Origin of the sequence: Micromonospora sp. HK10, from assembly GCF_000982955.1 — a bacterium.
GTDB lineage: Bacteria > Actinomycetota > Actinomycetes > Mycobacteriales > Micromonosporaceae > Micromonospora.
The window spans coordinates 30,289-53,362 of the sequence record NZ_KQ058883.1 but is presented as its reverse complement, the minus strand read 5'-3'; the positions used below and the strand labels follow the sequence as shown (position 1 = coordinate 53,362).

At 66.9% G+C, this 23,074-nt stretch carries 19 protein-coding genes and 2 pseudogenes; 9 read left to right on the top strand and 12 right to left on the bottom strand.

All coding sequences use genetic code 11. From position 1 onward, the window contains the following. Positions 1-12 precede the first annotated feature (12 nt). Together LQ51_RS32430 and LQ51_RS32425 are read left to right on the top strand one after the other, a co-directional pair. Complete coding sequence (locus tag LQ51_RS32430; protein ID WP_082159676.1) at positions 13-408, top strand: MerR family transcriptional regulator; 396 nt, start codon at positions 13-15, stop codon at positions 406-408. A gap of 814 nt (positions 409-1,222) precedes the next feature. Beyond that, a complete protein-coding gene (locus tag LQ51_RS32425) occupies positions 1,223-1,549 on the top strand; it encodes a hypothetical protein (RefSeq protein WP_231605899.1) in 327 nt (108 codons plus the stop codon). On the opposite strand, the gene LQ51_RS34140 is transcribed toward LQ51_RS32425, so the two are convergent. The 6 genes and pseudogenes from LQ51_RS34140 to LQ51_RS34625 form a co-directional block, all read right to left on the bottom strand. Continuing rightward, positions 1,519-2,118 carry a zinc-ribbon domain-containing protein gene (locus LQ51_RS34140; protein WP_231605898.1) on the bottom strand — a complete coding sequence of 200 codons (600 nt, stop codon included), beginning with the start codon at positions 2,116-2,118 and terminating at the stop codon, positions 1,519-1,521. The two genes, LQ51_RS32425 and LQ51_RS34140, sit on opposite strands and share 31 nt — an antisense overlap. Positions 2,119-2,148: 30 nt before the next feature. After that, positions 2,149-2,553: pseudogene (locus LQ51_RS34630) on the bottom strand (zinc-ribbon domain-containing protein); the annotation flags it as partial. A 113-nt stretch (positions 2,554-2,666) separates the two neighbouring features. Further along, entirely contained in the window at positions 2,667-3,458 is a 792-nt protein-coding gene (istB, locus tag LQ51_RS26885) for an IS21-like element helper ATPase IstB (protein ID WP_046570481.1), read from the bottom strand. After that, entirely contained in the window at positions 3,455-3,736 is a 282-nt protein-coding gene (locus tag LQ51_RS26880; RefSeq protein WP_156313258.1) for a hypothetical protein, read from the bottom strand. The genes istB and LQ51_RS26880 overlap by 4 nt, the downstream gene beginning before the upstream one ends. Continuing rightward, complete coding sequence (gene istA / locus LQ51_RS26875; RefSeq protein ID WP_046570476.1) at positions 3,733-5,214, bottom strand: IS21 family transposase; 1,482 nt, start codon at positions 5,212-5,214, stop codon at positions 3,733-3,735. Before istA ends, LQ51_RS26880 begins: the two co-directional genes overlap by 4 nt. 154 nt (positions 5,215-5,368) lie before the next feature. Beyond that, positions 5,369-6,058, bottom strand: coding sequence for a zinc-ribbon domain-containing protein (locus LQ51_RS34625; RefSeq protein WP_197087929.1), 690 nt, complete (start codon positions 6,056-6,058; stop codon positions 5,369-5,371). A gap of 140 nt (positions 6,059-6,198) precedes the next feature. Between LQ51_RS34625 and LQ51_RS26870 the strand changes: the two genes are divergently transcribed. After that, entirely contained in the window at positions 6,199-6,510 is a 312-nt protein-coding gene (locus LQ51_RS26870) for a transposase (protein WP_046570475.1), read from the top strand. Continuing rightward, positions 6,507-7,433 (top strand): IS3 family transposase, encoded by a 927-nt coding sequence (locus tag LQ51_RS26865; protein WP_046570473.1) that lies wholly within the window; start codon positions 6,507-6,509, stop codon positions 7,431-7,433. Before LQ51_RS26870 ends, LQ51_RS26865 begins: the two co-directional genes overlap by 4 nt. Here LQ51_RS26865 and LQ51_RS32410 read toward each other — a convergent pair. The 3 genes and pseudogenes from LQ51_RS32410 to LQ51_RS26860 all read right to left on the bottom strand — a co-directional run bounded on the left by LQ51_RS32410 (position 7,406) and on the right by LQ51_RS26860 (position 12,204). Next, positions 7,406-8,032 carry a zinc-ribbon domain-containing protein gene (locus LQ51_RS32410; RefSeq protein ID WP_231605896.1) on the bottom strand — a complete coding sequence of 209 codons (627 nt, stop codon included), beginning with the start codon at positions 8,030-8,032 and terminating at the stop codon, positions 7,406-7,408. The two genes, LQ51_RS26865 and LQ51_RS32410, sit on opposite strands and share 28 nt — an antisense overlap. Before the next feature lie 30 nt (positions 8,033-8,062). Beyond that, positions 8,063-8,320: pseudogene (locus LQ51_RS34620) on the bottom strand (zinc-ribbon domain-containing protein); the annotation flags it as partial. Positions 8,321-8,553: 233 nt separating this feature from the next. Beyond that, positions 8,554-12,204, bottom strand: coding sequence for a YobI family P-loop NTPase (locus LQ51_RS26860; protein ID WP_046570470.1), 3,651 nt, complete (start codon positions 12,202-12,204; stop codon positions 8,554-8,556). A 122-nt stretch (positions 12,205-12,326) separates the two neighbouring features. Between LQ51_RS26860 and LQ51_RS26855 the strand changes: the two genes are divergently transcribed. Next, positions 12,327-13,442: a hypothetical protein gene (locus LQ51_RS26855; RefSeq protein ID WP_046570469.1), complete on the top strand. Its 1,116-nt coding sequence runs from the start codon at positions 12,327-12,329 to the stop codon at positions 13,440-13,442. Between the two features lie 1,398 nt (positions 13,443-14,840). Here the strand turns inward: LQ51_RS26855 and LQ51_RS26840 are convergent. Continuing rightward, complete coding sequence (locus LQ51_RS26840; protein ID WP_156313256.1) at positions 14,841-15,413, bottom strand: hypothetical protein; 573 nt, start codon at positions 15,411-15,413, stop codon at positions 14,841-14,843. A 582-nt stretch (positions 15,414-15,995) separates the two neighbouring features. Between LQ51_RS26840 and LQ51_RS26835 the strand changes: the two genes are divergently transcribed. Further along, entirely contained in the window at positions 15,996-16,889 is an 894-nt protein-coding gene (locus tag LQ51_RS26835; RefSeq protein ID WP_046570462.1) for a hypothetical protein, read from the top strand. Positions 16,890-17,152: 263 nt separating this feature from the next. On the opposite strand, the gene LQ51_RS26830 is transcribed toward LQ51_RS26835, so the two are convergent. Together LQ51_RS26830 and LQ51_RS31545 are read right to left on the bottom strand one after the other, a co-directional pair. Beyond that, entirely contained in the window at positions 17,153-17,482 is a 330-nt protein-coding gene (locus LQ51_RS26830) for a hypothetical protein (protein ID WP_046570460.1), read from the bottom strand. Positions 17,483-17,496: 14 nt separating this feature from the next. Then, positions 17,497-20,475: a CHAT domain-containing protein gene (locus LQ51_RS31545; RefSeq protein WP_052745076.1), complete on the bottom strand. Its 2,979-nt coding sequence runs from the start codon at positions 20,473-20,475 to the stop codon at positions 17,497-17,499. Positions 20,476-20,794: 319 nt separating this feature from the next. Here LQ51_RS31545 and LQ51_RS26820 point away from each other — a divergent pair, with 319 nt between their 5' ends. The 3 genes from LQ51_RS26820 to LQ51_RS26810 all read left to right on the top strand — a co-directional run bounded on the left by LQ51_RS26820 (position 20,795) and on the right by LQ51_RS26810 (position 22,628). After that, entirely contained in the window at positions 20,795-21,208 is a 414-nt protein-coding gene (locus LQ51_RS26820) for a hypothetical protein (RefSeq protein ID WP_046570458.1), read from the top strand. 253 nt (positions 21,209-21,461) lie between these two features. Continuing rightward, positions 21,462-21,902: a DUF4259 domain-containing protein gene (locus tag LQ51_RS26815; RefSeq protein ID WP_046570519.1), complete on the top strand. Its 441-nt coding sequence runs from the start codon at positions 21,462-21,464 to the stop codon at positions 21,900-21,902. Between the two features lie 114 nt (positions 21,903-22,016). Beyond that, positions 22,017-22,628 (top strand): hypothetical protein, encoded by a 612-nt coding sequence (locus LQ51_RS26810; RefSeq protein WP_052745075.1) that lies wholly within the window; start codon positions 22,017-22,019, stop codon positions 22,626-22,628. Positions 22,629-23,074: the final 446 nt, after the last annotated feature.

Below are 23,074 nucleotides of genomic sequence, written 5' to 3'. Positions count from 1 at the left end.
GCGGGAGCGGACGTGATCATTGGTGAACTCGCCCAACGTACTGGTGTAAACACCTGGTCGCTGCGGCACTACGACCGGGCCGGTCTACTCACCTCGGCCCGAGGTCCGAACCGCTACCGCGACTTCCCGGACCGCGCTGTCCGTGAGGTCGCGCGGATCCGCTGCCTGCTCAATGCAGGGTTCAACCTCGAGGAAGTCAGGGAGATCCTTCCCTTCATCGGCAGCGAAGGCCAGCTCCAACCGAGCGAGCCGCTACGCCAGCTGGTCGACACCCGCCTGCAGACCCTGGAGGAGAAGCTCGCCGCGCTGGAGAATGCCCGGCGGGTGCTGCGCGACGTGTCGGATTACCTTCGACGACACTCAACCTGTGATCCGACAGTTGATGTGCGACGTAGCTCTGCCAGGTGATGTGCGACGGGTGGTCTAGGAAAATGAGGTAGCGATCCGCGGTCGCTGGCCTTTGATGCTACGGACTGGCTGGGTGGTGGTGCGTCGGATGACCTTGGTGTCGCCGTCGGTGAGTTCGATGGCCAGGGTCGTTTCGGAGACGGTCACGGTGACGGTCTGGTGGCGGTGTAGTCGGCTAGGCCGAACTCGAACCAGAGCAGCACAGCCCGCGAGGATCTCCACATAGCTCAGACGAACGTCAGTGGCTTGACGTACGCCGTGAGCCCAGGAACCAGCACCGGGTCGCTCCGGAAACGGCGGCGGGCGTGGCCCCAATGACGTGCTCGCGGCGCTACGGCCGGCCAACCGCGCCTTCCCGGCCGACCGCCCCGGGCGCTCCAGCGGCACCCGATCTACCGGCAGACACGAGACACCCGCACCGCCTCGCCAGCCGCTTGCTCCCAATCTGCTCCCAATTTAAGGGGCAACAGCGGAGAAGCCCGTTACCGGGGGTTCCGGTGACGGGCTTCCTACCTGCATATATTTATGGTGGGCGATACTGGGATCGAACCAGTGACCTCTTCGGTGTGAAGCAGGACGCTCCGCCAGCTCTGACCTGCGGAAACGCAAGACCGCAGGTCGCGGCGTACGCCGTTTGGTGCCGTTCAATGCCGTTGAGGGCAGTTCAACGCCGTTCAGTGCACCCGGCTGCTCCCAACCTGCTCCCCCGATCCCCCCGCCTCACATGGACCCACGGTCAGCCGGGACAGTCTGGCTAACGCAGGGCCGCACCGCGCGTAGGAAGCGAGCGACCCGACGACAGTAGGAACGGACGGTGACGAGCGCGCTCGCGGGCACCGAGCTCTGTCAGCGGCAGGAGGGGATGCTCGACGAGTACCGTGCGAGTGTGATCCCGGCTTGCCCTGAATGCGGTGCAGCAGGCGCGCCTCTGCTGTTCGGTCTTCCCGTTCCTGAAGCTATCGACGCCGCCGAGAGTGGGGACTTGGCACTCGGCGGTTGCCTGCTTCCGGACCAGCCACCGAACTGGCAATGCCCTCAGCGGCATCGATGGCATGACGCCGACGAGGGCGCGTGGGATGAGCGCCTTCTGGCCGTTCTGTCGGCTCACGGTTACAGCGAGGCAGAAGACCAGCCCGACTGATCGGATTGCCGACTGGCTGCATCCTCAGCCTTGGCCGACGCCAGCTTGACTTCGGCGAGTGAGTCGATGGGCAAACTTTCATATTCCCATGTTTCGGTGTACCCGTCCTCACGGGACGAGTGCGATCGTTTGCGGCCGTTGCGCAAGCCGCGTGCGATCAGGACGGCGAGGAAGGCTTGCTCCCGCTGCCGAGCGACCAGCCCATCTAGGGCCTCTGAGACCTCGATAGGTTGCCACCCAAACCGGCGCAGCTTCGCCAACCGGTCTTTGGGAACGTTCGTGATGCCAATCTTGCGTTGCTCACGACCGTCGAAGGCGCGACGCAGCAAGTACAGGTATCCCGGTCTAGCGGGGCTGTAGCCGGTGACTGCACAGGTCGGGCAGTTAGTGTCTCCGGCCGTCCGCGTAGAAACCTTGGCGGTCCACTCGTGGCCGGGGTCTCTGCGGCAGCGCCAGACGAGCCGTGTATGAGTTCCGGCGGTGACCTGGTCTGCGGTAAGGCCATCGTTCAGATCGGGATCGAGTTCGGCGGCGATATGTGGAAAGCGGGTCTCAAGAGAGTTCGTCACCGACACTCGCACGCCAGCACAGCAGGGACAGCCCCTGCCGGCACTCGTCCTGCTGTAGACCACTGCGGCCCACACGTGGTCTGGACCCGCCGGGCATCGCCACCAGAGTTTCTCCGCGCTGCCGGCCATGACGCGGTCTGGGGTACGGCCTTCGTTGAGCAGCGGGTCGAGTTGTCGAGCAACGGCGGGAAACATCGTGGCCAGGGAGTTCGTGACGGACACCTGTGCACCAGCGCAGGCGGGGCAGCCGGTCGCCTCGCGACCCGTCCGCTTATCGAGCGCGACGGACCAGTCGTGGTCGGGTGCTATAGGGCACTGCCACCACACGGAACGCCCGCTGCCTGCGACGACGCGATCTGGGGTCAAATCGCCATTACGGGTCGGATGCCATTGTTCAGCGAGTCCCGGAAACCGCGTGGCGAGCGAGTTGGTCACCGATAGTTGAAGATGTCAAGGGTCAGGACGAAGTCCTGTCCGATGGCCTTGGGTTTTCCTCGTGGGCGGACAGCAGAATTCCATGCTGGTGGTCAGGTGATCTCCGGGTGGGGTTAGGTCAAGGCTTTCACTCCCTTGCCGGCGAGGGCCTGCTGGAGGCGGTGGGAGTCGCCCTGGGTGGTGATCAGGTGGGCGTGGTGTAGTAGCCGGTCGACTGTCGCGGTGGCGAGGGTTTTAGGCATGAAGGTGTCGAAGCCGGATGGGTGGATGTTGCTGGTCACGGCGATGGAGCGGCGTTCGTAGGCGGCGTCAACGATGCGGTAGAAGGCTTCGGCGGCGTCTTGGCCGGCGGGCAGCATGCCGATGTCGTCGATGACGATCAGGTCGCTGCGGCAGATCCGGGCGACGGTGCGGGCGGTGGAGCCGTCGGCTTTGGCCCGGCTGATCGTGGTGGTGAGGGTTTCGAGGGTGAACCAGGCGACGCGTAGGTCGGCCTCGATGGCGTGGTGGGCGAGGGCTTCGACGAAGTGTGATTTCCCGGTGCCGGACGGGCCGGCGACGGCGAGGTTCTCGGCCCGGCCGATCCATTCCAGAGTTGTCAGGGCCTGCTGGGTGGCGGCGGGGATCGAGGAGTCTTCGGGTCGCCAGGTGGCCAGGGTTTTGCCGGTGGGGAAGTTCGCGGTCTTGCGGCGCATGCGGCGGGTCGCGGCGTCGCGGCCGATGACTTCCTCGTTGATCAGGACCCGTAGGACTTCGGCGGGGTCCCAGCGTTGGGCTTTGGCGGTGGCGATGACGTCGGGTGCGGCGGCGCGCAGGTAGGGCAGCCGCATCCGGCGCAGGAGCTTGTCCAGGTCGTCGGGCAGGGCCGGCGCCGACCGTGTCGGCGTCGGGGTGGGGCGGGTCATCGGGTGGCCTTTCTGAGCCGGTGGTGCAGGGTCAGGGCGTTGTGTTCGACGAGGCGGGCCAGGCCGGCTGCGGCGAGGTGTCCGTGGCCGCTGCCGTCGAGGAAGCCGGCCAGATCCGCTTGGGTGTCGTGGTCGGCGTGCCGCAGCCAGTCCTCGATCAGGTCGAGTAGCCGGGCCAGGTCGGCGGCCTCATCGGCGTCGAGGACCACGCCCTTGAGGTCCGGTTTCATTTTTGAAATTTCTGGCCTGCTGGTCGGGGCCGGGGTGGTGGGGGTCATCGGCCGAACCTTTCCCAGGATGCGGTGCCGGGCTGCACCGAGTAGGTTTCGTCGACCCGGACCAGGTCACCGGGCTCGCCTCGGGTGGCGAGGTGGTCCAGGATCGCGCCGAGATCCGCGTCGTCGAACCGGCCGGCCGCCGCGGCCAGGCCCAATGCTTGGTCGACGCGGGCGGCATCGAGGATGGTGGCGAACTCGACCGCGCGGGCCATCTTTGCCCGGACCCGGCTGGTGCCGGTCGCGGCGGCCTCGACCAGCCACGCGTGGGCGCCGTCACCGATGGCCAGGAAATCGGCCTCGGCCTTGGTCCGGGCTCGCGGCCGGGGCGGACGTGGATGGTTGCCGCCCGGGTGGTGCGGGTAGTGCTCATCGACGATGCGCGGGTTACCCGGGGTGGACAACTGGTGCCGGGCGATCTCGACGGTGCCCGCCGCGGTCATCGCGACGATCGCCAGTTCCTCGCCGACAGCCCGGCACCACACCCTGGTGCCGACGTGCCCCGGCGGGGTCGAATAGCGCACCGACCCGAACCGGACTGTCTGATCCTCGTTGACCAGGCGTTCCTCACCCAACGCGGCGGTGTGCGGGTCGGCCGGCAGCACGTGCAGATGGCCGCGTTCGACCGCGAGCCGGTCGATCGGCGCGGCGCCGGTCTCCCGATGGACGCGGGCGTTGATGTGCTCGCACCACTGCTCGCACGCGGTGACCAGGTCCGCGAACGTGGCGTAGGCGCCGCGCAGATTGGTCTCGGTGGGCACCAGATCGGCCTTGGCGACCCTGACGGTGGCCTCGACGCCGCCCTTGGACTCCGGGTCGAACGGCTCACACGACTGGACCGTCGTCCCGTAATGCCGGCCCGCGGCGACGACCGTCGGGTGCCGGACCGCGACGCCGGCGACGTGTTCGACGGTGACCGTCTTCGCGTTGTCGCCCAGCAGATACGCCGGCACGCCGCCGAGCCGGCGCAGCGTCGCGTCCAGGCAAGCGATCAGCGTGCCCATCGTCTGGTCGAAGACCGGGATCACCACCCGGAACCGTGACCAGGCCAGCCACGCGCAGAACAGATACGTCTTACGCCCGGCGACCCGCGGCCCGTCGCCCCAGTCGAACTGCAGCCACAGGCCCGGCTCGGACACCCACGGCCGATACGTGCGCCGTTGCCCGGCCCGCCACGCGATCTTCGCCTGGCGCACCGCCCGCCGGGTCGTGCGTTCCGTGCCGGTGAACCCCATCGCCACCAGCCGCTCGTGCACCTTGTCCGCGCGGATCTTCGCCTTCGACGCATCAACGAGCTCTTCCACCTTCGGCAGGTACGCGTCGATCAGCTTCGGCCGCGGCGCGGTCCGGGCCAGTAACGGATCCCCGCCACCGGCCTCCCGCAACGCCACATACCGGCGCACCGTCTTCGCATCGCACCCCGCCAGTTGCGCCGCGGAATGCGCACAGCGGGTCAGGTCGTACGACTCCAAAATTTCCATGATCTCCCTGGCAGACTTGGTCACGGTCTCTCCGGCGGCTCGAAGTGCAAGGTCAGCAACCCGCATCGAACCGCCGGGGAGATCCACATCAACGTGGCCGAGACGGAGATCACCTGACCGCCCAGCAGGATTTCTGCTGTCCGCGAGAAGGGACTCAACTGTCCGTCAGCATGGATTTTTCAGTGTCCGCTAGCAGAAGACCCGCGCAACACGGGCATCCGGTTCGGACCACCGTTCGCTGATGCACCTGCGTTGCCCATTCGTGATCCGGGCCCTGGTCACAGATCCACCAGGCGCGAACCGTGCTGCTGGTTCCAACGACTCGCGCTGGGGTCATGTCACCGTTGCGGGTCGGATGCCACTGGTCCGCTACCTCTGGGAAACGAGCAGCCAAGGAGTTGGTGATCGACACCTGCCTGCCGCGACAGGCAGGACAACCGGCATCCCTGGCCGTCCGGTCCCGAACCGGCTGCGTCCAGACATGATCCGGCCCTGCTGGGCAGCGCCATACCGCACGTAAGCCGCTACCAGCGACCACTTTGTCTGCAGTGATCCCACCGTTGAGCGCCGGATCAAACTGGGCAGCTAGGTCGCGATGCAAGAACGCCAGGTTGTTCGTTGGCGAGAGCCGTTTGTTGGCACAGCAGGGGCAACCATTGCCGCCGCCGCTGCGATTGTTTGGCGGTGCCGGCCACTCGTGGTGCGGGTCATGGCGGCATTGCCACCAGACTGGTTTGTTGCTGTAGGCGGTTACGTCCTCTGCGCGCAGATCACCGTTTTTGGTCGGATGCCACTCGGCACTGATCTCCGGGAACAGCGTGGCCAGGGAGTTCGTTACCGACACCTGGTTTCCGGAGCACGCCGGACAGCCAGTGTTGCCGAACGTCCGGTCAGCCGGCCTGGCCCGCCACACATGATCGTGAGGTTCCCCCGGTAGCTCGGAGGCTTTCGATCATGCTCTGATGGAGCTGAAGGGAGTCATCCGTGGCAGCACCGAAGAAGTACCCCGATGAGCTGCGTGAACGTGCGGTGCGTTTGTATCGGGAGTCGGACCCGAAGCCCGTGATCCGCCAGCTGGCACGCCAGCTCGGGGTGCATCACGAAGCGTTGCGCAACTGGATCCGCCAGGACGAGGCCGACCGCGGTCAGCGCGGCGACCGGCCGACGACCTCGGAGGTGGAGGAACTGCGCCGGCTGCGGCGGGAGAACGCCGAGCTGAAGCGGGCCAACGAGATCTTGAAGGCCGCGTCGGCTTTTTTCGCCTCGGAACTCGACCCGACCCGGCGACGGTCGTGACGCTCATCGACGAGCTACGCGATCGCTTCGGGGTCGAGCCCGTCCTCCGGGTCCTCAACGTCGCTGCGTCGACCTACTACGGCTGGCTCGCCCAGGCCGCCAACCCGTCCGCTCGGCGGCGGGAGGATGCGGAACTGGCGGTGGAGATCGCGGAGATCCACGACGTGTCGGGCGGCACCTACGGCAGTCCGCGAGTGCACGCCATGCTGCGCCGCCAAGGCCGCCAGGTGGGTCGCAAGCGGGTGGAGCGGTTGATGAGGACCGCCGGCCTGCAAGGGGCGTTCCTGCGCAAGAAGTGGCGCATCCCGTCGACCCGGTCGAACCCGAAGGCGACACCGGCTCCCGATCTGGTGAACCGGCAGTTCACCGCTGCGGCGCCGAACCGGTTGTGGGTCGCCGACGCCACCCGCATCCCCTGCGGCGAGGGCGTGTTCTGGCTGGCCGCGGTGCGGGATGTGTTCTCCAACCGCATCGTGGGCTGGCGGTGTTCCGACCGCTGCGACACCGACCTGATCCTCGGCGCCCTCGAATACGGCATCTGGTCCCGCGATGTCCGCGACGGCCAACTGATCCACCACTCGGACAGGGGCTCGAACTACACGTCGTTCCGCTTCGCCCAACGCCTGGCCGACAACGGGATCCTTCCCTCCATGGGGTCCGTCGGCGACTCCTACGACAACGCCCTCATGGAGAACTTCTGGTCCACGTTGAAGATCGAACTGGTCTACCGCAACTCGTGGCGCACCCGCGACGAGGCCGAGAACGCGATCTTCACCTACATCGACGGCTGGTACAACACCCGCCGCATCCAGAAAGACCTCGGCTGGCGATCCCCAGACGAGTACGAAACCGCCTGGCACACCCACCAGGCCCGACAGGACCAGACGGCTATCGTTCAGCCTGAGCCCACCGGCGCCAGGTAACCAACCCTCCGGCAAACCGGGGGAACCTCATCGGGACCGGCCGGACACCGCCACCATCGCTGCTTATTGCTGCCCGCGATCACCTCATCAGCGGTGACGCCTTCATTCAGCTCAGGATCAAGCTGCAAGGCCACATCGGGGAACAGCATGGCGAGCGAGTTGGTGACCGACGGCCGCTGGTTCACGCAGAAGGGGCAACCGCGACGACCAGTCGTCCGGTCGACAACCCGAACAGACCACTCATGATCAGGGCCAGCTGGGCACGCCCACCACACCACCGTCGCGCTGCCCGCCGGCAGGTTCACGGGCATCAGCGACCCGTTCCGCACGGGATGCCACTGCTGCGCGACTTGCGGATACAAGACAGCGAGGTTGTTCGTGGGCGACGCCCGTTTGTTCGTGCAGTACGGGCAGCGAGTGCCGCCCATCGTGCGGGACACGATTTGCGCCTCCCACTGATGCCGCCCGTCGGCCGAGCACTGCCACCACACGCGGTCGTTGCTGCCAAAAACGACCTGGTCCGGTCGTCGGGTCCCGTTCGCAGTTGGATGCCACTCTGCCGCCACTTCTTCGTAACAGGCGGCCAGTGAATTCGTCACCGACACCCGCCGTCCAGAGCAGAACGGGCACCGACTGTTCGTCCGCGTCATGTTCGACACCACGGCGGGCCACTCGTGATCGTCGCCTTCTGGACACTTCCACCACAACTTGCTACCGCTGCCCGACGTCAACGTAGCCAGGTCCACGCTCAGATTCCGATCTGGATGCAACATCGGCACCAGGTGGGGATAGGCATCCCGTAACAGCGTCCCGCGTGCAAACCGCTTCCCCCGCACCGCAGTGCGCGCGGGGGCGGCGGCCGCTGACACGGATCCCGTAGCATCCATGGCCGGAAACCTATCCGCGGGGTACGACAGTTGAGATTGTGTCGCGGTATGCCATCAATCGTTAGAGCTGAACAGAGTCCACCTTCGATGTTCCCCGGGTGCGGCTCAGCGCCGTCCGGGACGACTGTCATTCAGCTCGGCGCGGTGGCGGACGGCTCGAACGCCTCGGCAACGGTCCACAGGTGGGCCGACCCGCACGCATGTAGACCTTTTCCTCGAACTTGGGCCGATGTTCAGGCGACCGTGACGCTGATCCGGGACTTGGCCTGGCGCCGGGTCAACTTCGACAGCCGTCCCTCCTGCTTAAGCCGGGTGAGGACCCGGAGGTGAGAGGTGTCGTGCGGGAAAGTCAGCGATGCGGCAGGGGTGATCAAATCGGTGTAAGGGCTCCCGAGGTTCGTGAGGACGGCGATGATCTGCTCAGCAGAGATGGCGTTCCCGAGCTGGTCGATCAACAGGACCACCAGCGCCGCGTCGCGAGTCACTCGGGCAATCCGCTCCAGCTGAGTGGAGTTCAGCGGTATGCGGGCCGTCGCGGCGAAGTGCCCGGCGGCCCGCAGCGCGTCGCGATGGTCGGTCGGGACGAACTCTTCCAGCCGGGACAGGACAGCCTGCCGGACCGTCTGGCTGATCGAGGTGCTGCCTAGCAATCGGGCCGTCATGTCCTCGTCGAGCAGGGCGGACGTGACGAAATCAGCGAACTTCGCCGAGCACTCGATGCCATGCTGGAGCGTCTCCCAGTCGCCGGTGGCGAATCGCTGGAACAGTTCGGCGGTGTCGTCGCAGATCTGGTGGTGGAGCAGCTCGCCGAGCAGAGGTCCGTTCTCCGGCTCGATGCTGCTTGCGGCGATCGGCTCGGTCAGGGTGAGCGTGGCGACCAATGCGGCGCGGGTCTCTGGGGCGGGGACCGTATCTCGGCTGCGAAGGATTGCCACCGCGACCTGCGTCTTCTGCTCGGCGAGCCGATCGGGCTCGCTTGCGGGAGCGGTGATCGCGCCCGCGCTCACGAGTAGACCGGCCAGATCCTTGTCGACCCCGCCGACCTGCTCGATATAAGCGGCGGTGTTGGTCACCGTCGCCGGGAACCGCCGGGTGCGCGCCAACGCGGGCCAGACCTCCGCAGGTACCTCGGCGAGACGCTCAATCCGGCACGCCGCCGCGGCGGCGCGGCAGGCCCGCTCCGCCAGACAGGTCTCCCAACCGGCGATCTCCGTAACGATGCCCGCGAAGGCGCCGGGGTCCGCGACCGTCACCGTGGTGGGCTCGTCGTTTTCGACCGCGGCGAGGTAGGCGGTGGGATTGTCGATGCAGTAGCCGTAGACGGTGGGATCGATCGTCCGGACGGTGTCCAGGCTCAGGGTCGGCGGATTGTGCAGCGCGCTGCGCAGGTTCGCCGCGGTGAGGGTGTACATGCTGTCGGCGACGACCAGGGCATGTACGCCGTGATCGAGTACGGTCAGGTCTTTGATCACCACACGGGCTTGCCGCAGCAGCGCGACCGCGTTACGTGCCAACTGGTGGTCGGCTGGCTGGGTCAGGCAGTCCAGGCGGGTGTAGTTGTCCTGGAGATAGGTCGTCACCTGCTCCTCGATCTGCCGGTCGAGGTTCGGATCGGCGTGCGCGACCCCCTCGTCGACCAGGTCGAGCCGGCGTTGCGGCTGCAGGTCCGAGACCTGCAGGATCCGGCTCAGGATCGGCGGCCACGTGCCAGCCAGTCGCCGGACGGCCTCCCCGGCCTGCGCTCCGCCGCTCAGGTAGGCCTGGAGGAAGGCACGCTCAGCCGGGCCGTCGGTCTCGGCCAGGCGGTCGAGGACAGTCCGAGCGCCGAGGTGCTGATTCGCCAGCAGGTGGTCCAGGATCTCGATGTTGTAGGCGCTGTCAAGGTCGAGGAAGTCCTCCTTGGTCTCCCGCAGAACGCCAGCGATGTCGTCCGGCCCGTCGAAGGCGTAGTACGTGTCCGGGATGTTGGGCTGCACGTGCTGCACGATGAAGTTCATGGCTCGGATGGAGACGCGCTCGCCGTAGTACTGGGCCACGTAGAGGGCGAAGTTCTGGTCGATGAAGCCGCGACGGATCAGGTCGCGAGCGACCTCGGAGCTGATCGTCTCCTCGAGGAGCATCTCGAAGGTGGCCTCGGCCGTGTCGCGGGTGAGGGTGAAGGTGGGGTTCGCGGCGAGGCCGGCGAAGTCGGCCTTCCGCAGCGCTCCGATGTCGGCGATCGTCTTCCTGCGTTCGGTGTCCAACGCCTGACGTTCGCGGGAGTCCCAGGCGTCCAGGTCGAGTTCGGCCCGGAACAGTTCCCGGATGTCGCCGATCGGAATGGGAACCGCCCAGGGCGAGCTGTAGTGGCGGATGAAATTCGCGGTCGGTCCATTTCCGTCAGCAATGAGCATACGCCAGAATCGGATGGTCCCAGCCTGAGCAGTAGTGAATGTCTCGGCACCGATTGTGTAGCCCGTAAGGGTGTAATTAAGATCGTTGCCGGACCGCCGGATGACATTGGCATGCCAGTTCAAACGCTCGGCGAAACGCTCGGGCTTGTCCTGCAGCACGTCGGCCAGTGCCTCAGAGTCGGCGATCTCGCTGAGGCGGTCGCGCCGCCTCGCGATGGACTGATTCACCAGGTCGCGGCTGAGCTTGTAGAGCTTGTCGAGGTCGCTGCGGCCGATCGAGACCTGCTCGAAGTCGGCCAGGTGGATGTTCTTGTAGACCATCATCGCGAAGACCGAGTCGGCGCGCAGCTCGGGCACACCGTGCTTTGCGGTGATCAGGCGGGCAGCGAACACGGCGTACTCGTTGCGGACGTTTTTTAGCAGCCGCATGTCGCTGATGTGCCGCGCGACCAGGTCGACGAGGTCAGGTGTCACTGGGACGAGTGCCGGGTCGGCCAGCAGCTTGGTGAGCAGGTCACGTGACGTGCGGTGGGTGATGAACGGAACTATTGGCACGACCAGGTCGAAGAACTTCGTGCGGTTCGCCCGAACCGACTCGGCGGAGGCGCCGTCATCGAGCTGCCTGGTGTCGTTGCCGAGTCGCTCGAAGATGCTGTCCTTGAGTGCGTAGACGAACCGGACCGTCCGACCCCGCGCGACGTGCGAGGTGTTGAGCAGGGTGTTGAGCTCACGCAACGCTTCGAAGATGTGCGGGTCGTCGAACCGGTCGAGGTCCTCGAAGACGACGACGTCGAACTTCGTTGACTCGAAGAAGTAGACGATCTCGTCGAGGTACTTGTCGAAGTAGCTGACCTCTTTTGCGCCGAGCTCGACGGCGGCCCCGACGGCGGAAACCTTGGATACGACGCGGTTGTGGACGGCCTGTCGGATCCATGTCAGCACGGCCACCGTCAACAGCCCGAACAGGAGGACTGCCCCGGCCCGCACCGGCCACGGATGCTCCTTGGTCGCGCCGACCAGACGCGGGAAGCGGCCGAGGAGGAACAGGATCAGCGCGACCACCATGACCTGCGCCGTGACGATCCCGATGGCCCGGGGGAGGTTAGGTTTGTCGATGCGCCGGAAGCGCGAGCGGGGCAGCGCCCGCTGCGGCTGGCTGTGCAGAAGTTGTTTGACGAGCTCCCTCTCGATCTGGTTGGTGATCGACTTCTCCTCCTCGGGCGGCCCGAGGGTCGACAGGGAGAGGTTGAGGACTCGTCCCGCGTGTTGGTCGGACAACGCCTTCAGGACACTCGACTTGCCCGCGCCGTATCGCCCGGTCAGCGCGATGTTGCGGATCTCTGGGTCCTGCAGGGCGGCGGTCAGCCGTGCGACGTACTCCTCGTGCTGTTCCGGCTGAAACTGCGGCGTCAGCGGAAGCAGCGCAAGATCACCGTCGGCAGACCTCGACCCGCCGGCCCACCAAGCACGTACTCGTTCCCACCAGCGCACGTTCTCCCCTTCCCCGTGACCAGCCAAGGCTAGAGGAGAGCGCTGCAACCTCCACGCACGGTTGTCGCCACCGAGGGAGACACCTGTCGATCAAATACGCCGCGGGCCCGTACGGTTAGCGAATGCCGGAAGCCGGACTTCGCCGTGAGCTGGTCAAGAACCGCTGGCTGCTGTCCCTCGCCGTCCTTGCGACCGTGGGAGCAACGGTCTGGGCCTGGCAACTCGCCGCGACCGGCTTCAGCCCCAGCCCTCGACTCACCGACCGTGGCGTGATCGCCGTTGCGCTCGACGCCAGCCAGACCGGCGTAACCGCCCCGGTTCAGGTTGACGTCGCCTACAACCCCGGAACCGGCAAGGCGGGCACGACCTCCCTGTCGCTGGTGCTGCAGCATGAATTCGGTGCCGTGCCCGAGGCGGCGCCACCGACCGCTGTCATTGTGCTGATTTGTGGGGAGTTGGCCACGGGCATCGACATGGTCAACAACGTCTACCAGCCGGTGAAGTGGAAACCGGTGCAGCCGAGGTCCGAGAACGGCGACTACTGGTCCATGCTCGGCGGATCGATGTCGCGGTGCGTGTACACGCGTGTTTCGCTGGATAGCGGCGATGCGGGCCTGCGGCAGGAAATCCTGTCCGGTGTCAGCCAGACGACATGCGCGCGCGCCTCCGGGCCTCGGCTGCTCTACGTCCTGCCGGGGCTGACGACCCTACCGCCCGCATCCGCCGGAGATATCGCATTCCGCCCGTTGCCGCCGGGGTCCAAGGCAACCATCGACCTCGACAACCAACCCGGCGACTTCAATGCGCAGACCGCCAGTCCGCAGCTGCCCGACTCCGGCGTCCTTCGCTGGACCAGGGAGCTGGCGCCTGACGGTGCGGGACCGCGGAGCTACCGCCTAAGTGGCGAACTGTTCGACACGGCGGCTAAACAGCAGCGCGACTTGTTCATGGCCGGCGCGTTGGCTGGAGTCGCCGGCGGCGGCATCATGCTCGTGCTCGAGGCCGCCGTTCAGTTGCTGCTGAACGGTTGCCGAAAGCGCGCGGCAAACCCGCAAGCCGTGGCCCCACCACCTCAATCGCAGGATCGCACCGCGGAGCCAGACCCCATCACGCCACCGGCGGCCGCGCCGCCTCCTCAACACCGCGGTCGATCGGTGTCCGTCGCGGTCGCCGCCGCAGTTGGGGCCGCCGCCGTCCTGATCCTGCTCCGCCGCAGGAGAGACCGGCGGCGGCCCTAGGCCGACGTCACCACGACCGCGCCCACAGATTGCCATCGATGCAGCCTGAGTCCGTGACTAGCGTCGGCAGGCCGGGGGTCGACAGCACCAGCCGGTCCGGAGGGCGAACCTTGACTACTTCGGGTTCGCTGAAGAGGTCACCGCCCAGGAAGCGCTGGTCAGCGCGTTGCCGGTGGGATTCGAGTCTCAGCCCTCGGAACCACATCGACGCCAGCGTGGCGGAAGCCAGAGCCATGCGTCGATACGCAGGGCCCTCTTGGCCGGCGTCAGAAAGTCCCCGACGGCAGCCGGTACCAGCCAGGCGGGGAGCAGCGAACTCTGACCACTTCGGTGTTCTCTGGGAGGTCACGCCGCACCGACCGGATCACCGCAGGTCAAAGCCTCGTGCCTGTCCGGTGTCGGTGAGCACTTCGGGCGCGGCGACCGCTTCACCGACCTGCACCCAATCTGCTCCCAAGTGCAAGGCCAGGCCGTCCAGCCGCTCCTTACTGCTGCGACCTGCGCATACTCCTCTGCCAGGCAACATAGAACGCCGTCGACTGCTGTGCGAAACCGCTGAGCACTCCGTGTAAGGCAGGACGCCGCACCCACTCTGACCTGCTAAAACGCGAAGCCGCAGGCAGGGGTGGATGCAGTTGCGTGCCGTCCGGTGCCGTTCGGTGCGGTTGAGAGCCGTTCAGTGCACCCTGTTGCTCCCAACCTGCTCCCCGATCCAGGGCTCACGCGGCTGCTGCGGCCAAGCTGAGACGGAGCGTTTCCTGCAGGTCGTTCGTCAGAGATCGTGGCCGCTTGCCCGAGCGGCACTGGCTAACGCCGACGCCCGGCCAGCTACCGTTAGGCTCAGTCGCTCCCGCCCCGCTCCCACGGCCGGTCGTCGACCGAACGTGCTCAGTAATGCCGCGCCTTATCAGCGACAGTTGAGGATGCCGGCGGGGCGTTGCTCTTCGCGATGTCGGCTCCAGACAGATTCAAGGGATGGCAAGCTCGGGAGTCGCTCGGACCTATCACAGCGACGAGGGATGGGGCATCATCGACGGTCCGGGTGTGCCCGGCGGGTGTTGGTCCACTTCTCGGCAATCGCCATGAACGGACTTAGGCAGCCCGCCGGGCAGAGGGTCTCGTTCCTGGCCGAGGCTGCGACCCAGGACGGGTTCGCGTACGGGGCGGTAAAGGTGTGGGCGGGCGACACTGAGCCAGACGACCAACGACGAGAAGGCACCCAATCCTCCGCCTTCCACAGCACCCTGACTCTGACCTTCGACGAGCCGCCGGAGCCCAGCGGGCGCTGACAGCGAGAGCCCCTTTCTGGCTCCGCCCTTGGCTACGTGCAGAACAGTCCCGGGACTGCTGAGCACTTCGCGGCATGTGCGTGCGCCGGCAAGGCTGGGCCGTCCCGTCTCAGGATAGAGCCAGCATCCACTCCACCCCGTCGCGGGCGGCGGCGATGCCTGGCTCGCGGGACTGCGCGGTGAAGACGAGTTCCTGGCCACCCTTGCGCGGGTACAGGTACACGCCCTGCCACCACGGTTCGCCCTCGTGCTCGTACACCAGCTCAATGACCTCCACGTCACGGCCCATCTTGCGGCGGCCGACAACCGTCTGGCCCGGGGCGATCATCACGTCCGGGTCGGCGATGTGCACCGGGCCCTGCACGGAGATCGACGCGTCGTGTTCGCCGACGAGGCAGTATGGGGCGACGGTCGACTCGACGCTGAAGCCGAACGGCCAGACCGCACTGAAGCTGCTGGTCTCGATGACCCAAAACGGATGGTCCGGGCCGGGCTCTACGTCCACGATGCCGGGTGCGGAGTGCGCGTCCGCTGAGTCGACGAGCGCCTTTGCCGGGCCGTTCACCCGCCAGTTCGTCACAACCACAGCGTCGGACGCGGCGTCGGAACGTTCGAACGTGTACGGCCAATACGGCACCAGCACCACGCCGTAACCGGCGAGGCGGGCCAAAACGTGTCCCATGGGCGCGCACTGTAGTCACAGCAGCCCACCGATGGTTTCCAGCCCTCCGCATTCAGCGCGAGCACGGCACCTGCCACGGGCTGGGACGCCCGCCGAGGGCCCCGGCCCGCTTCAGCTACTACTACGTACATCGGCACGAGCGGACGCTGACGGCGCGCGCGTCTGCGGCAGATAAACGCACCAACTAGCTAGCGACAACTTCTTGTTGCTCGCCACCGGCTATCCAGGGCGGTCTCTTCAGAAGTGTGGCTCATCGATCACGGAGGGTACGGTGGCTGTGTGGCGCGTCATCGGTTCCAGGTGCTGTGGTTGGTCGCGGTGGCAGCTGTCGCTGGCGGCGCGGCTTGGGCTGCAGTCGCGGACGGCAAGACAGGCTGGACGGTTGTGTCGGCAGCGGTGGCGGGCGCGCTCGGAGCGTTCCTGCCGACACTCGTTGAACAGCCAACGGGGCCGCGCAACGCCGCACCGAAACTCCTGCGAAACGAGCCCGGAGGCAATGCCGGACGGCCGCCGACGTGGGTCCGAAGGTGGGGCCGAACCGGCCGAGCTACCGAAGCTGCGACCATATTCCTCCATGGCAGCATGGTCGCCTGGGTCGTTGCGAGCACGCTCGCGCTAAAGCTGTTCCTGCTGTGTCACTACTTGCTGGACTTCGACGGTGCAGGCCGGTCGCTGCTGGTCGCCCTGCTCTTCACATTCGGCGCGGTCCTTTTGCCACGCCAGGCCCTGAACCTAGCGGAAGACGGCCGTCAAAAGCAGACGTCACGAGCTGTGGCACTGGTGCTAATGGGCTGCTGGGTAGCGCTGCTGATCATCTCACTCACCATCGCCGCGCACGTCTCCACGCCGACGGGCTCGGTCTTCGGCATCGATGACGCCGCCGGCCAGGCTCCGTACGGCATTCTGTCGGAGCTGACGGTCGTCACCGCTATGGTGGTTATGGCCGCCTTGGTGGCCTCCGGCATATGCCGGCCGAGGGTGGTGACGCTCTCCGATGTCCTGCCCGCGCCGCGGGAGGCCTGGACCGCTAAGCTCGCCTGGGCCTTGCTGATGGCCCTCTCCACCGGCGTGCTGTTCTCGACTCTGATGCTCTTCATGCCATCCAGCTATCCCATGGCTTCGGCGGTGTCCCTTTCGGTCATCGCGACTGGCGTAGCCCTGGCTGCTGTTCATACGGCCTCGGCGACCGGCTCCCTCGTTGCTGAAGCCGGTTTGACCCGGGCTGGCTGGGGGCGAGTGGCGAGCGTGGCGAGCGTGTGGGCGTTTTTCGGAATCAGCTTTTTTTGGGTCTTGCCTGCAGCTTCTCCGCCGGACCGTGTCCGCGGCATCCTCCTGGGCGAGGTGTCCGACACATCCGTTGCCCCAGCGGCGGCGATGGCCGGGGCTTACCTGGTCGCAGGCTGCCTTGCGTTCGGCCGGGCGTACGCACGACGAAGTCTTGTCTTAGCCGAGCCGGAGGCCGCGCCGCGGCCCTGACGGTGGAAGGCATCCAGCACAAATAGGGCGTCACCAGCCATCACGCCTGGTCGTTGACAACGCGGCGGTGAACGCGAACGGGACGTCGTCTCCCACCCTGTTGGACGGGGCGAGTGACGTGCGCCCGGGCGGTGGCTTCAGGACCGGTGGTCCCGCTTCTTGGCGCCCTTGGTCCACGGGATCGCGAAACGCTGGGGCCGCAGGTAGTTGTGGCGGGCCTTTCTTGACCTCGACGTAGCAGCAGTCAGGCAGTCGCCAGGGACTCAGAACCGGCCGGCGGCGTAGTCCACGAGTTCGGCAGCCGGCCTGGTGTTTCCCCGGCGCGTGCGTCCGGTGGGCGCGGTCGCCCTGACCGCGCTAGAGAACAGCAGCGGGAAGGCAGCACCCAACACCGCTACGGTGAACGCGCGCTGCGGCTCCTCCCAACCGAGCAGCGCGGCCCCGCCGCCGAGCAGCGTGTAGATGACCGAGACGGCCATCTCGCCGCCCGTCGGGATCCTGTTCTTCTTGAGGGCGGGGGTGATCCGCAGTAGCTCGGCGATGAACGCGCCGAGGACGCCGAGGGCGATAGTTTGCCAAAGTCCAGAGATCACTGTGTTCCCTAGGGTTATGCACCGAAATGGATCAGGTTCGCCCAGAGGCTGGGCTCGTCAGGACGGGCTTCGCGGAGCCAGCGGATCGAGCGGTGCAGCGCGGTCTCGGCGTCCGGCGCGCCGTCCGCCCGCTGGCCGAGTTGCTCGTAGAAGCGCTTGGCTAGGTCGACGGCGACGGCGTCGTCGAGCGGCCACAGGGTGCCGACGACCTGCCGCCATCCGGCGTACTGGAGTGCCGCGGTCAGGGTGATGGCTTCGTCGGTGTTGGCGACGCCGGCGAGTGCGGTGTGGCAGGCCGACAGGAACGCGAACTCGCCACTGGTTGGCGCGGCGCGCAGCCGGGCGACGGAGAGCAGCTCGCCGCCTGCCAGTAAAAGGCCGCTGCGCGACGGTTTCTCCAGGTGGACAATGCCGTGGCAGCAGAAGTGGCTCCAAGAGGCGCGGGTCAGGGCGGCGAGCACCGCGGCGGGTGTCGCCTCGGAGGAGTCCAGCCACTCCGCTGGGCGATCGGCCCCGCTCACCACCGCGGCCGCCTCGGCCTTCGCCCCCTTGAGTTCCTGGCGGGGCAGGTCGCCGACCGAGACCACCACTAGCGACGCCGGCTTCGCGGGCCGGGGCGCACGGCTGTGCCGTAGCGCCGCCACGGTCGGGGTATACGACGAGACCACGCGGTCCAACATGCCGGGCGAGCCGTCGCGCGGTTGCGCGGCGTGCAGGGGCAGCATCGCAAACAGCCCGGTGGGGCACCACCACAGCCGGCCCGGTCGGCTGCCGCCCAGCGCGCCAAGGACTGGCCGTCCAATCGCGTGCCAGAGCCAGTCGAGCAGGTCGGTCAGGTCCCGCTCCATGGTTCGAGCTTCCTCCAGCACCGACACCAGGTGTTGCCGAGCCCGCCTGACCAGCTCGGCCGGCCCGGCGTCGGGCAGCGGGACGACCTCGACGCCGGCCGGGGTCACCACAAGAGCGTCGCAGCGCCACATGCTCGCGTTGATGACCACGATCGGGCCGTCGGCCGTCGCGTCCCGGATCGTGCTCGCCGACGGTGTGCCGAGGAAATCAGTGAACCGCGGATCGGTCCGGATCTCCCCGACCAGGGCCGTAATCTGGTCTGAGAGGGCGGCCCGGCGGGCGACGTCGCCGCCGTCCGCGCGCAGCTCACCGAACAGCTGTTCCAGCTTGATGGCCGCTGCGGGCCGCTGGTCGTGCAGGTCGGCGAGGTCGCCGTTGAGGTTCAAAGTCTGCGACCAGAGCACCGCCCTGCCTCGTTCCAGCAGCTCCAGCGCGCGTTCCGGCTGGTCGGCGGCGACTGCGCAGGCTGCTGCGTCGTTCGCCAGGTGGGGCCAGTTCGCCATCCGGTGCTCGCTGTCCTCAGCCGCAGACCCGGCCCAGGTCAGCTCGGTGAACAGGTCGACCGCAACGGTGTACGGCTCGAGTGCAGCGGGGATATCGTCCGACTTCATCAGCGCTTGCGCCCACATCCGGCAGGCCATCAGGCGCACCTCCGTCCGTGCGCTCGTCTCGGCGCTCGCTGCCCGCCACAACGCGATGATCTCGGACAGCGGTGCCCGGCCTTCGCGCTGAAGGGCATAGCCCAGCGCGGTGAGTGCCCTGGCGTTCTCGGCTCCGCGATCCCGGGTCGCGTCGGCGGCCTCCCGAGTCAGTCGTACCGCCTCCGTGACGTCCTCGGTCCGGCCGGTGAGCTCATGGCGGCGCAGCAGTATGGACGACAGGTTGCACTGGTAGACAGCGCGCTTCTGGTGCCCCACGGGCAGCATGTCCACCGCCTCCCGGGCTAGCCGGATTGCCTCATCGATTTGCCTGGTATCCCGGCGCTTCGCCCGGCGTTGCCGTCGCCCGGCCCACAGTGCGGAGGTGTTTTCCTCGTCATTGGTGTCCGCAACCGAGTCTGCGATCTCGGTGGCCATGTTCATGGTGAGCGCGGCCCGCTCGGGTCCACCCCCACCGATGCCGTTCAACGCGGCGCGGTGCAGCCGCTCGGCCTGCCGGGCATGCTTTACGTCGCCGGTGCGCTCGTGAGCGGCGGTGTAAGCGAGGGCCAGATTTGTCTGCACGCCGGCACGGGTCGCGGGATCCTCGACGCGGATAGTGCAGGCCCGCTTCGCGACGCGCAGCGCCTCGGTGAGATCGTGCTGCTGCCCGCGGTGGTCAAACCGCGCCACCAGGCTCCGGACCAGCAAAGACATCGCCATGGCCTGCTCGTCCTCAGGCTCCGGGTACAGGTCGATCGCGGTGCGGAGTGCTGACACCGAGCCGTCCAGGTCCTCCGGCTGTCGACTGATGTCGTAGCGCAGGAGGCACGCTGATCCAAGGAAGAACGAAGCCGTACGCCGGTCGACCGACAGCAGGCTCCGGCAAAGCTCCACCAGGCTGTCCGCGTCCTCCAGGCGGCTTGAGTGTTCCACTCGGTACTGTAAGAGGTGCGCGAGGATGGCGCCGTTGGATGGATCCTCCTGCAGCGACTCGGCAAGCAGGTCGATCGCCGGATCCAGCAGGCTGACGTCCCGGACTGCGGCGTACCACTCCCCTCGCAGGAGACCCACGGCGGATGCGACCATCGCCGGCGGCATCGCATCCAGTGCCTGCAGCTTTCGAAGGGCCAGGTCGGCCGCCTCCAGTTCCGAGACCGGCCCGCCGAACTCGTAGCAGCGCTGGTGCGCAAGATTCAGCTGCAACAATCCGAAAGCGCGGCCCTCGTCGCTCATCTCGCCGTGGAGCGACTCGCGCATCAGGCCCGCTGCCTCGGCCGCGTCCTTTCGACTACGGGTCAACTCCGACCGTTGGATCAGGCCTTCGGCAAGATACGCGAGCAGCGCGGAGCGGGCGCTGTCGGTCCAACCGTGGTTGTTAAGGAGAGCGCGAAGCTCCGCGACGCCCTCTTCGATCTTAGGGAGGTCACGTTCCTCACGTCCGCGCTCGATGAGCCGGCCCGCTGCCACCGCACGCTCGCCTGGATCGATGGACTGCCCCGCCATGCGCCCCCGCTCCTCGCCATCGAAACATCAGACGCTAATGGGCTGACCACGTAGATCGGAAGCGACGATCGGCCGATCACCGATTTGTCGAACGGTGGAGTCTGATCTTCCTCAAGCATGGTCCGGCCATGGACACGTCCGCAACGCCGTCGTGCTCGACGTCCCAGGAGCCACCCTCGCCGCTTTCCGGGGCCACCTTCAACCTCGCGTGAAGCGCCACGCTTGGCCGGGATGGTGGGTCTGCTGCACCGATAGGTGACAGCGTCTTGGGGCGGGCTTGGCTGTACGGATGGCTGTACGTCGTGCCTATGATCATCGAGTGCTCGTGGATGGGTTACCCGTGCCGCAGGCGTTGGTGGAGTTGGCACAGCAGGGGCGGTGGCTCCCACCTTCTGACCCGGATCGCTACGTGAGGGTGTTTGGCGATCGCGCCATGCAGCCTGTCTTCCTGCCGCTTGCGCGGATCCGGCTGAACGCTTCCTGGATCGATCAGATCGACTACGACGAAGAGGTGCGGCAGCTCTATATCGGGAAGCCAGACCAGGACGCTCCGCCCGGCGACATTGACCCGCACATGTCGCTGCTCCTCGGCGATCTCGGGCCGGACCAGCCGTTCTCTCTCGAATTTCGCCGCTCGCTGGACTCACCGAGCGTGATCTACCTTGGCAGCCGGCGAGGGTGGGTCGAGGTTGCCCCGAGCTTCGATGCTCTCGTTGACGCCCTTGGCTTGTGAACGTCAGGCGCCTGACGCGGCGGACCGCCCACGGTCAAGAGCGCAGGGTAGTCCCCGACCTCAGCCTTGCAAAGATCAAGACTGCTGTCGGCCGACGTCGGCCACTGCCGCTGACCTGCTCAACCTGTCGGCTGCCGTCGCTCGTGACCCACGCCTGTCGGCCGCCTTGGCTGTACAGCCAAGTGCTCTCGCGCCCTTGCGTCCGCTCCCCGTTTCGCATCATGATCCGCTCACCGTGAACGTGGAGGAGCATATGGGCACTTGGGATGACGGTCCGTTTGACAACGACACTGCCGCCGACTGGTGCGGTGACCTCCACGATGCCGATCCGTCTGCACGGGCGGCAATGGTTCGTGCTGCCCTGACGACGGCAGCAGTCAACACCGGATACCTCGACCATGACGATGCCGTCTCGGCCATCGCTGCGGCGGCGATCGTGGCGTCTCAGTTGCCCGGCGGAGAGCCGATAACCTCGCCGTACGCACCAGACTTCCTGCTCGCTGGTGAACGCCTTGACCTGGACGACGACCTGCCACAGCTGGCAGTCGAGGCACTTGACCGGGTCCTCGGCGATGACTCGGAGTGGCGGAGCCTATGGGGCGAGGCGGGGGTGAGTGACTTCCCGCGGATCAGCAAGCTCCGCGCAGTGCTGTCCGGCCCGCCCGACCTGCCCGCTCAGATCGCACTGCTATAGCTGGCCACATGGACGCCGGACGGCACCGTCAGCTTGGAAGAGCGTGCTCAACCGGCCGTGATGCCCGAAACGCCTGCGGCCGGCGGGCGGTCTGGTTGCATCTCGTGCCCGCTGGTGACCGTCCTGGAACACCGATACTGGCCGGTGGATGGCCCGCCGACCTTGGGCGGTACCGTCGCTGACGTGCAATCCGATCGCGCTCTGCTGGATCAAATCCGCGCTACGCCGTGGATCGCGGCCCTGTTGGCGCGGTTGTTCGACTTCGATGTCTCCCGGGCGGCATACGGACCGGTTGAGCCGGTCCACCTAGCCAATGGCGAATCCCTTGAGATGATCGCCGGGGATGCCTCGGGCGGAGCATTCATGTTGGTCGGCTTGGGTAGTCAACGACCAGTCGTGTACGTCGGGTCAGAAGGCGAGGGCGGTCTAATCGCCACGTCCCTGCGTGATGCGCTGGCCCTCGTCGTTGGCCTGTCCAGTCTCCACGACGCGACCGCAAGGCCGTTCGCTGATGATGGCAGCCAGCTACGGGACTGGCTGACCCAAGCAGACCACTACATTCGCGCTGACTGGCCGCAGCTCGACATGGAACGGGACCGGCTCCGGGAAGCACTCGAGCTGCCGGCCGCAGACGAGCTCCTGGCCGCACTGCACGCAGCGGCAGCCAATGAGCACTACCGCCCGATCAGCGACGGCGGCGACCGCTACAGGTCAATGCTTGAGTAGCCACGCGGGCCTGGCTGGAAAGCGGCGGATCTCCTCGTCGGGCAGTCTCCGACCGTCCAGCCTCCCCGGACGGGGACAAGGTGAAGCGCCTTACCAGCCGAACGACCTTGGCCCCGTCCGGGGAGGCCGGTAGCCCTTGCGGTGCCCGGCGAGGTGATCCGCAGCCGCATATCTGAGGAGGGCCGGGGTTCGGGGCGGAGCTCCGAGGTCTTCCAGGTGTTGTGATCTGTCGTCGGCCTGTGAAGCCGAGTCACCGGTGCTGACGCTTTCGGGCACGCCGAAGAGATCACCGCCCAGGAAGCCCTGCTCACAGCTTTGCCGGTGGGATTCGGGTCTCAACTCGCGGGGTCCATACCGTCGCCATCACGACGGCGCCCGGAGCGGTACGTCGATGCGGTATGGCCCTCGTGATCGGCGTTGGCAGGCGCAGGCCGACAGCCGGCACC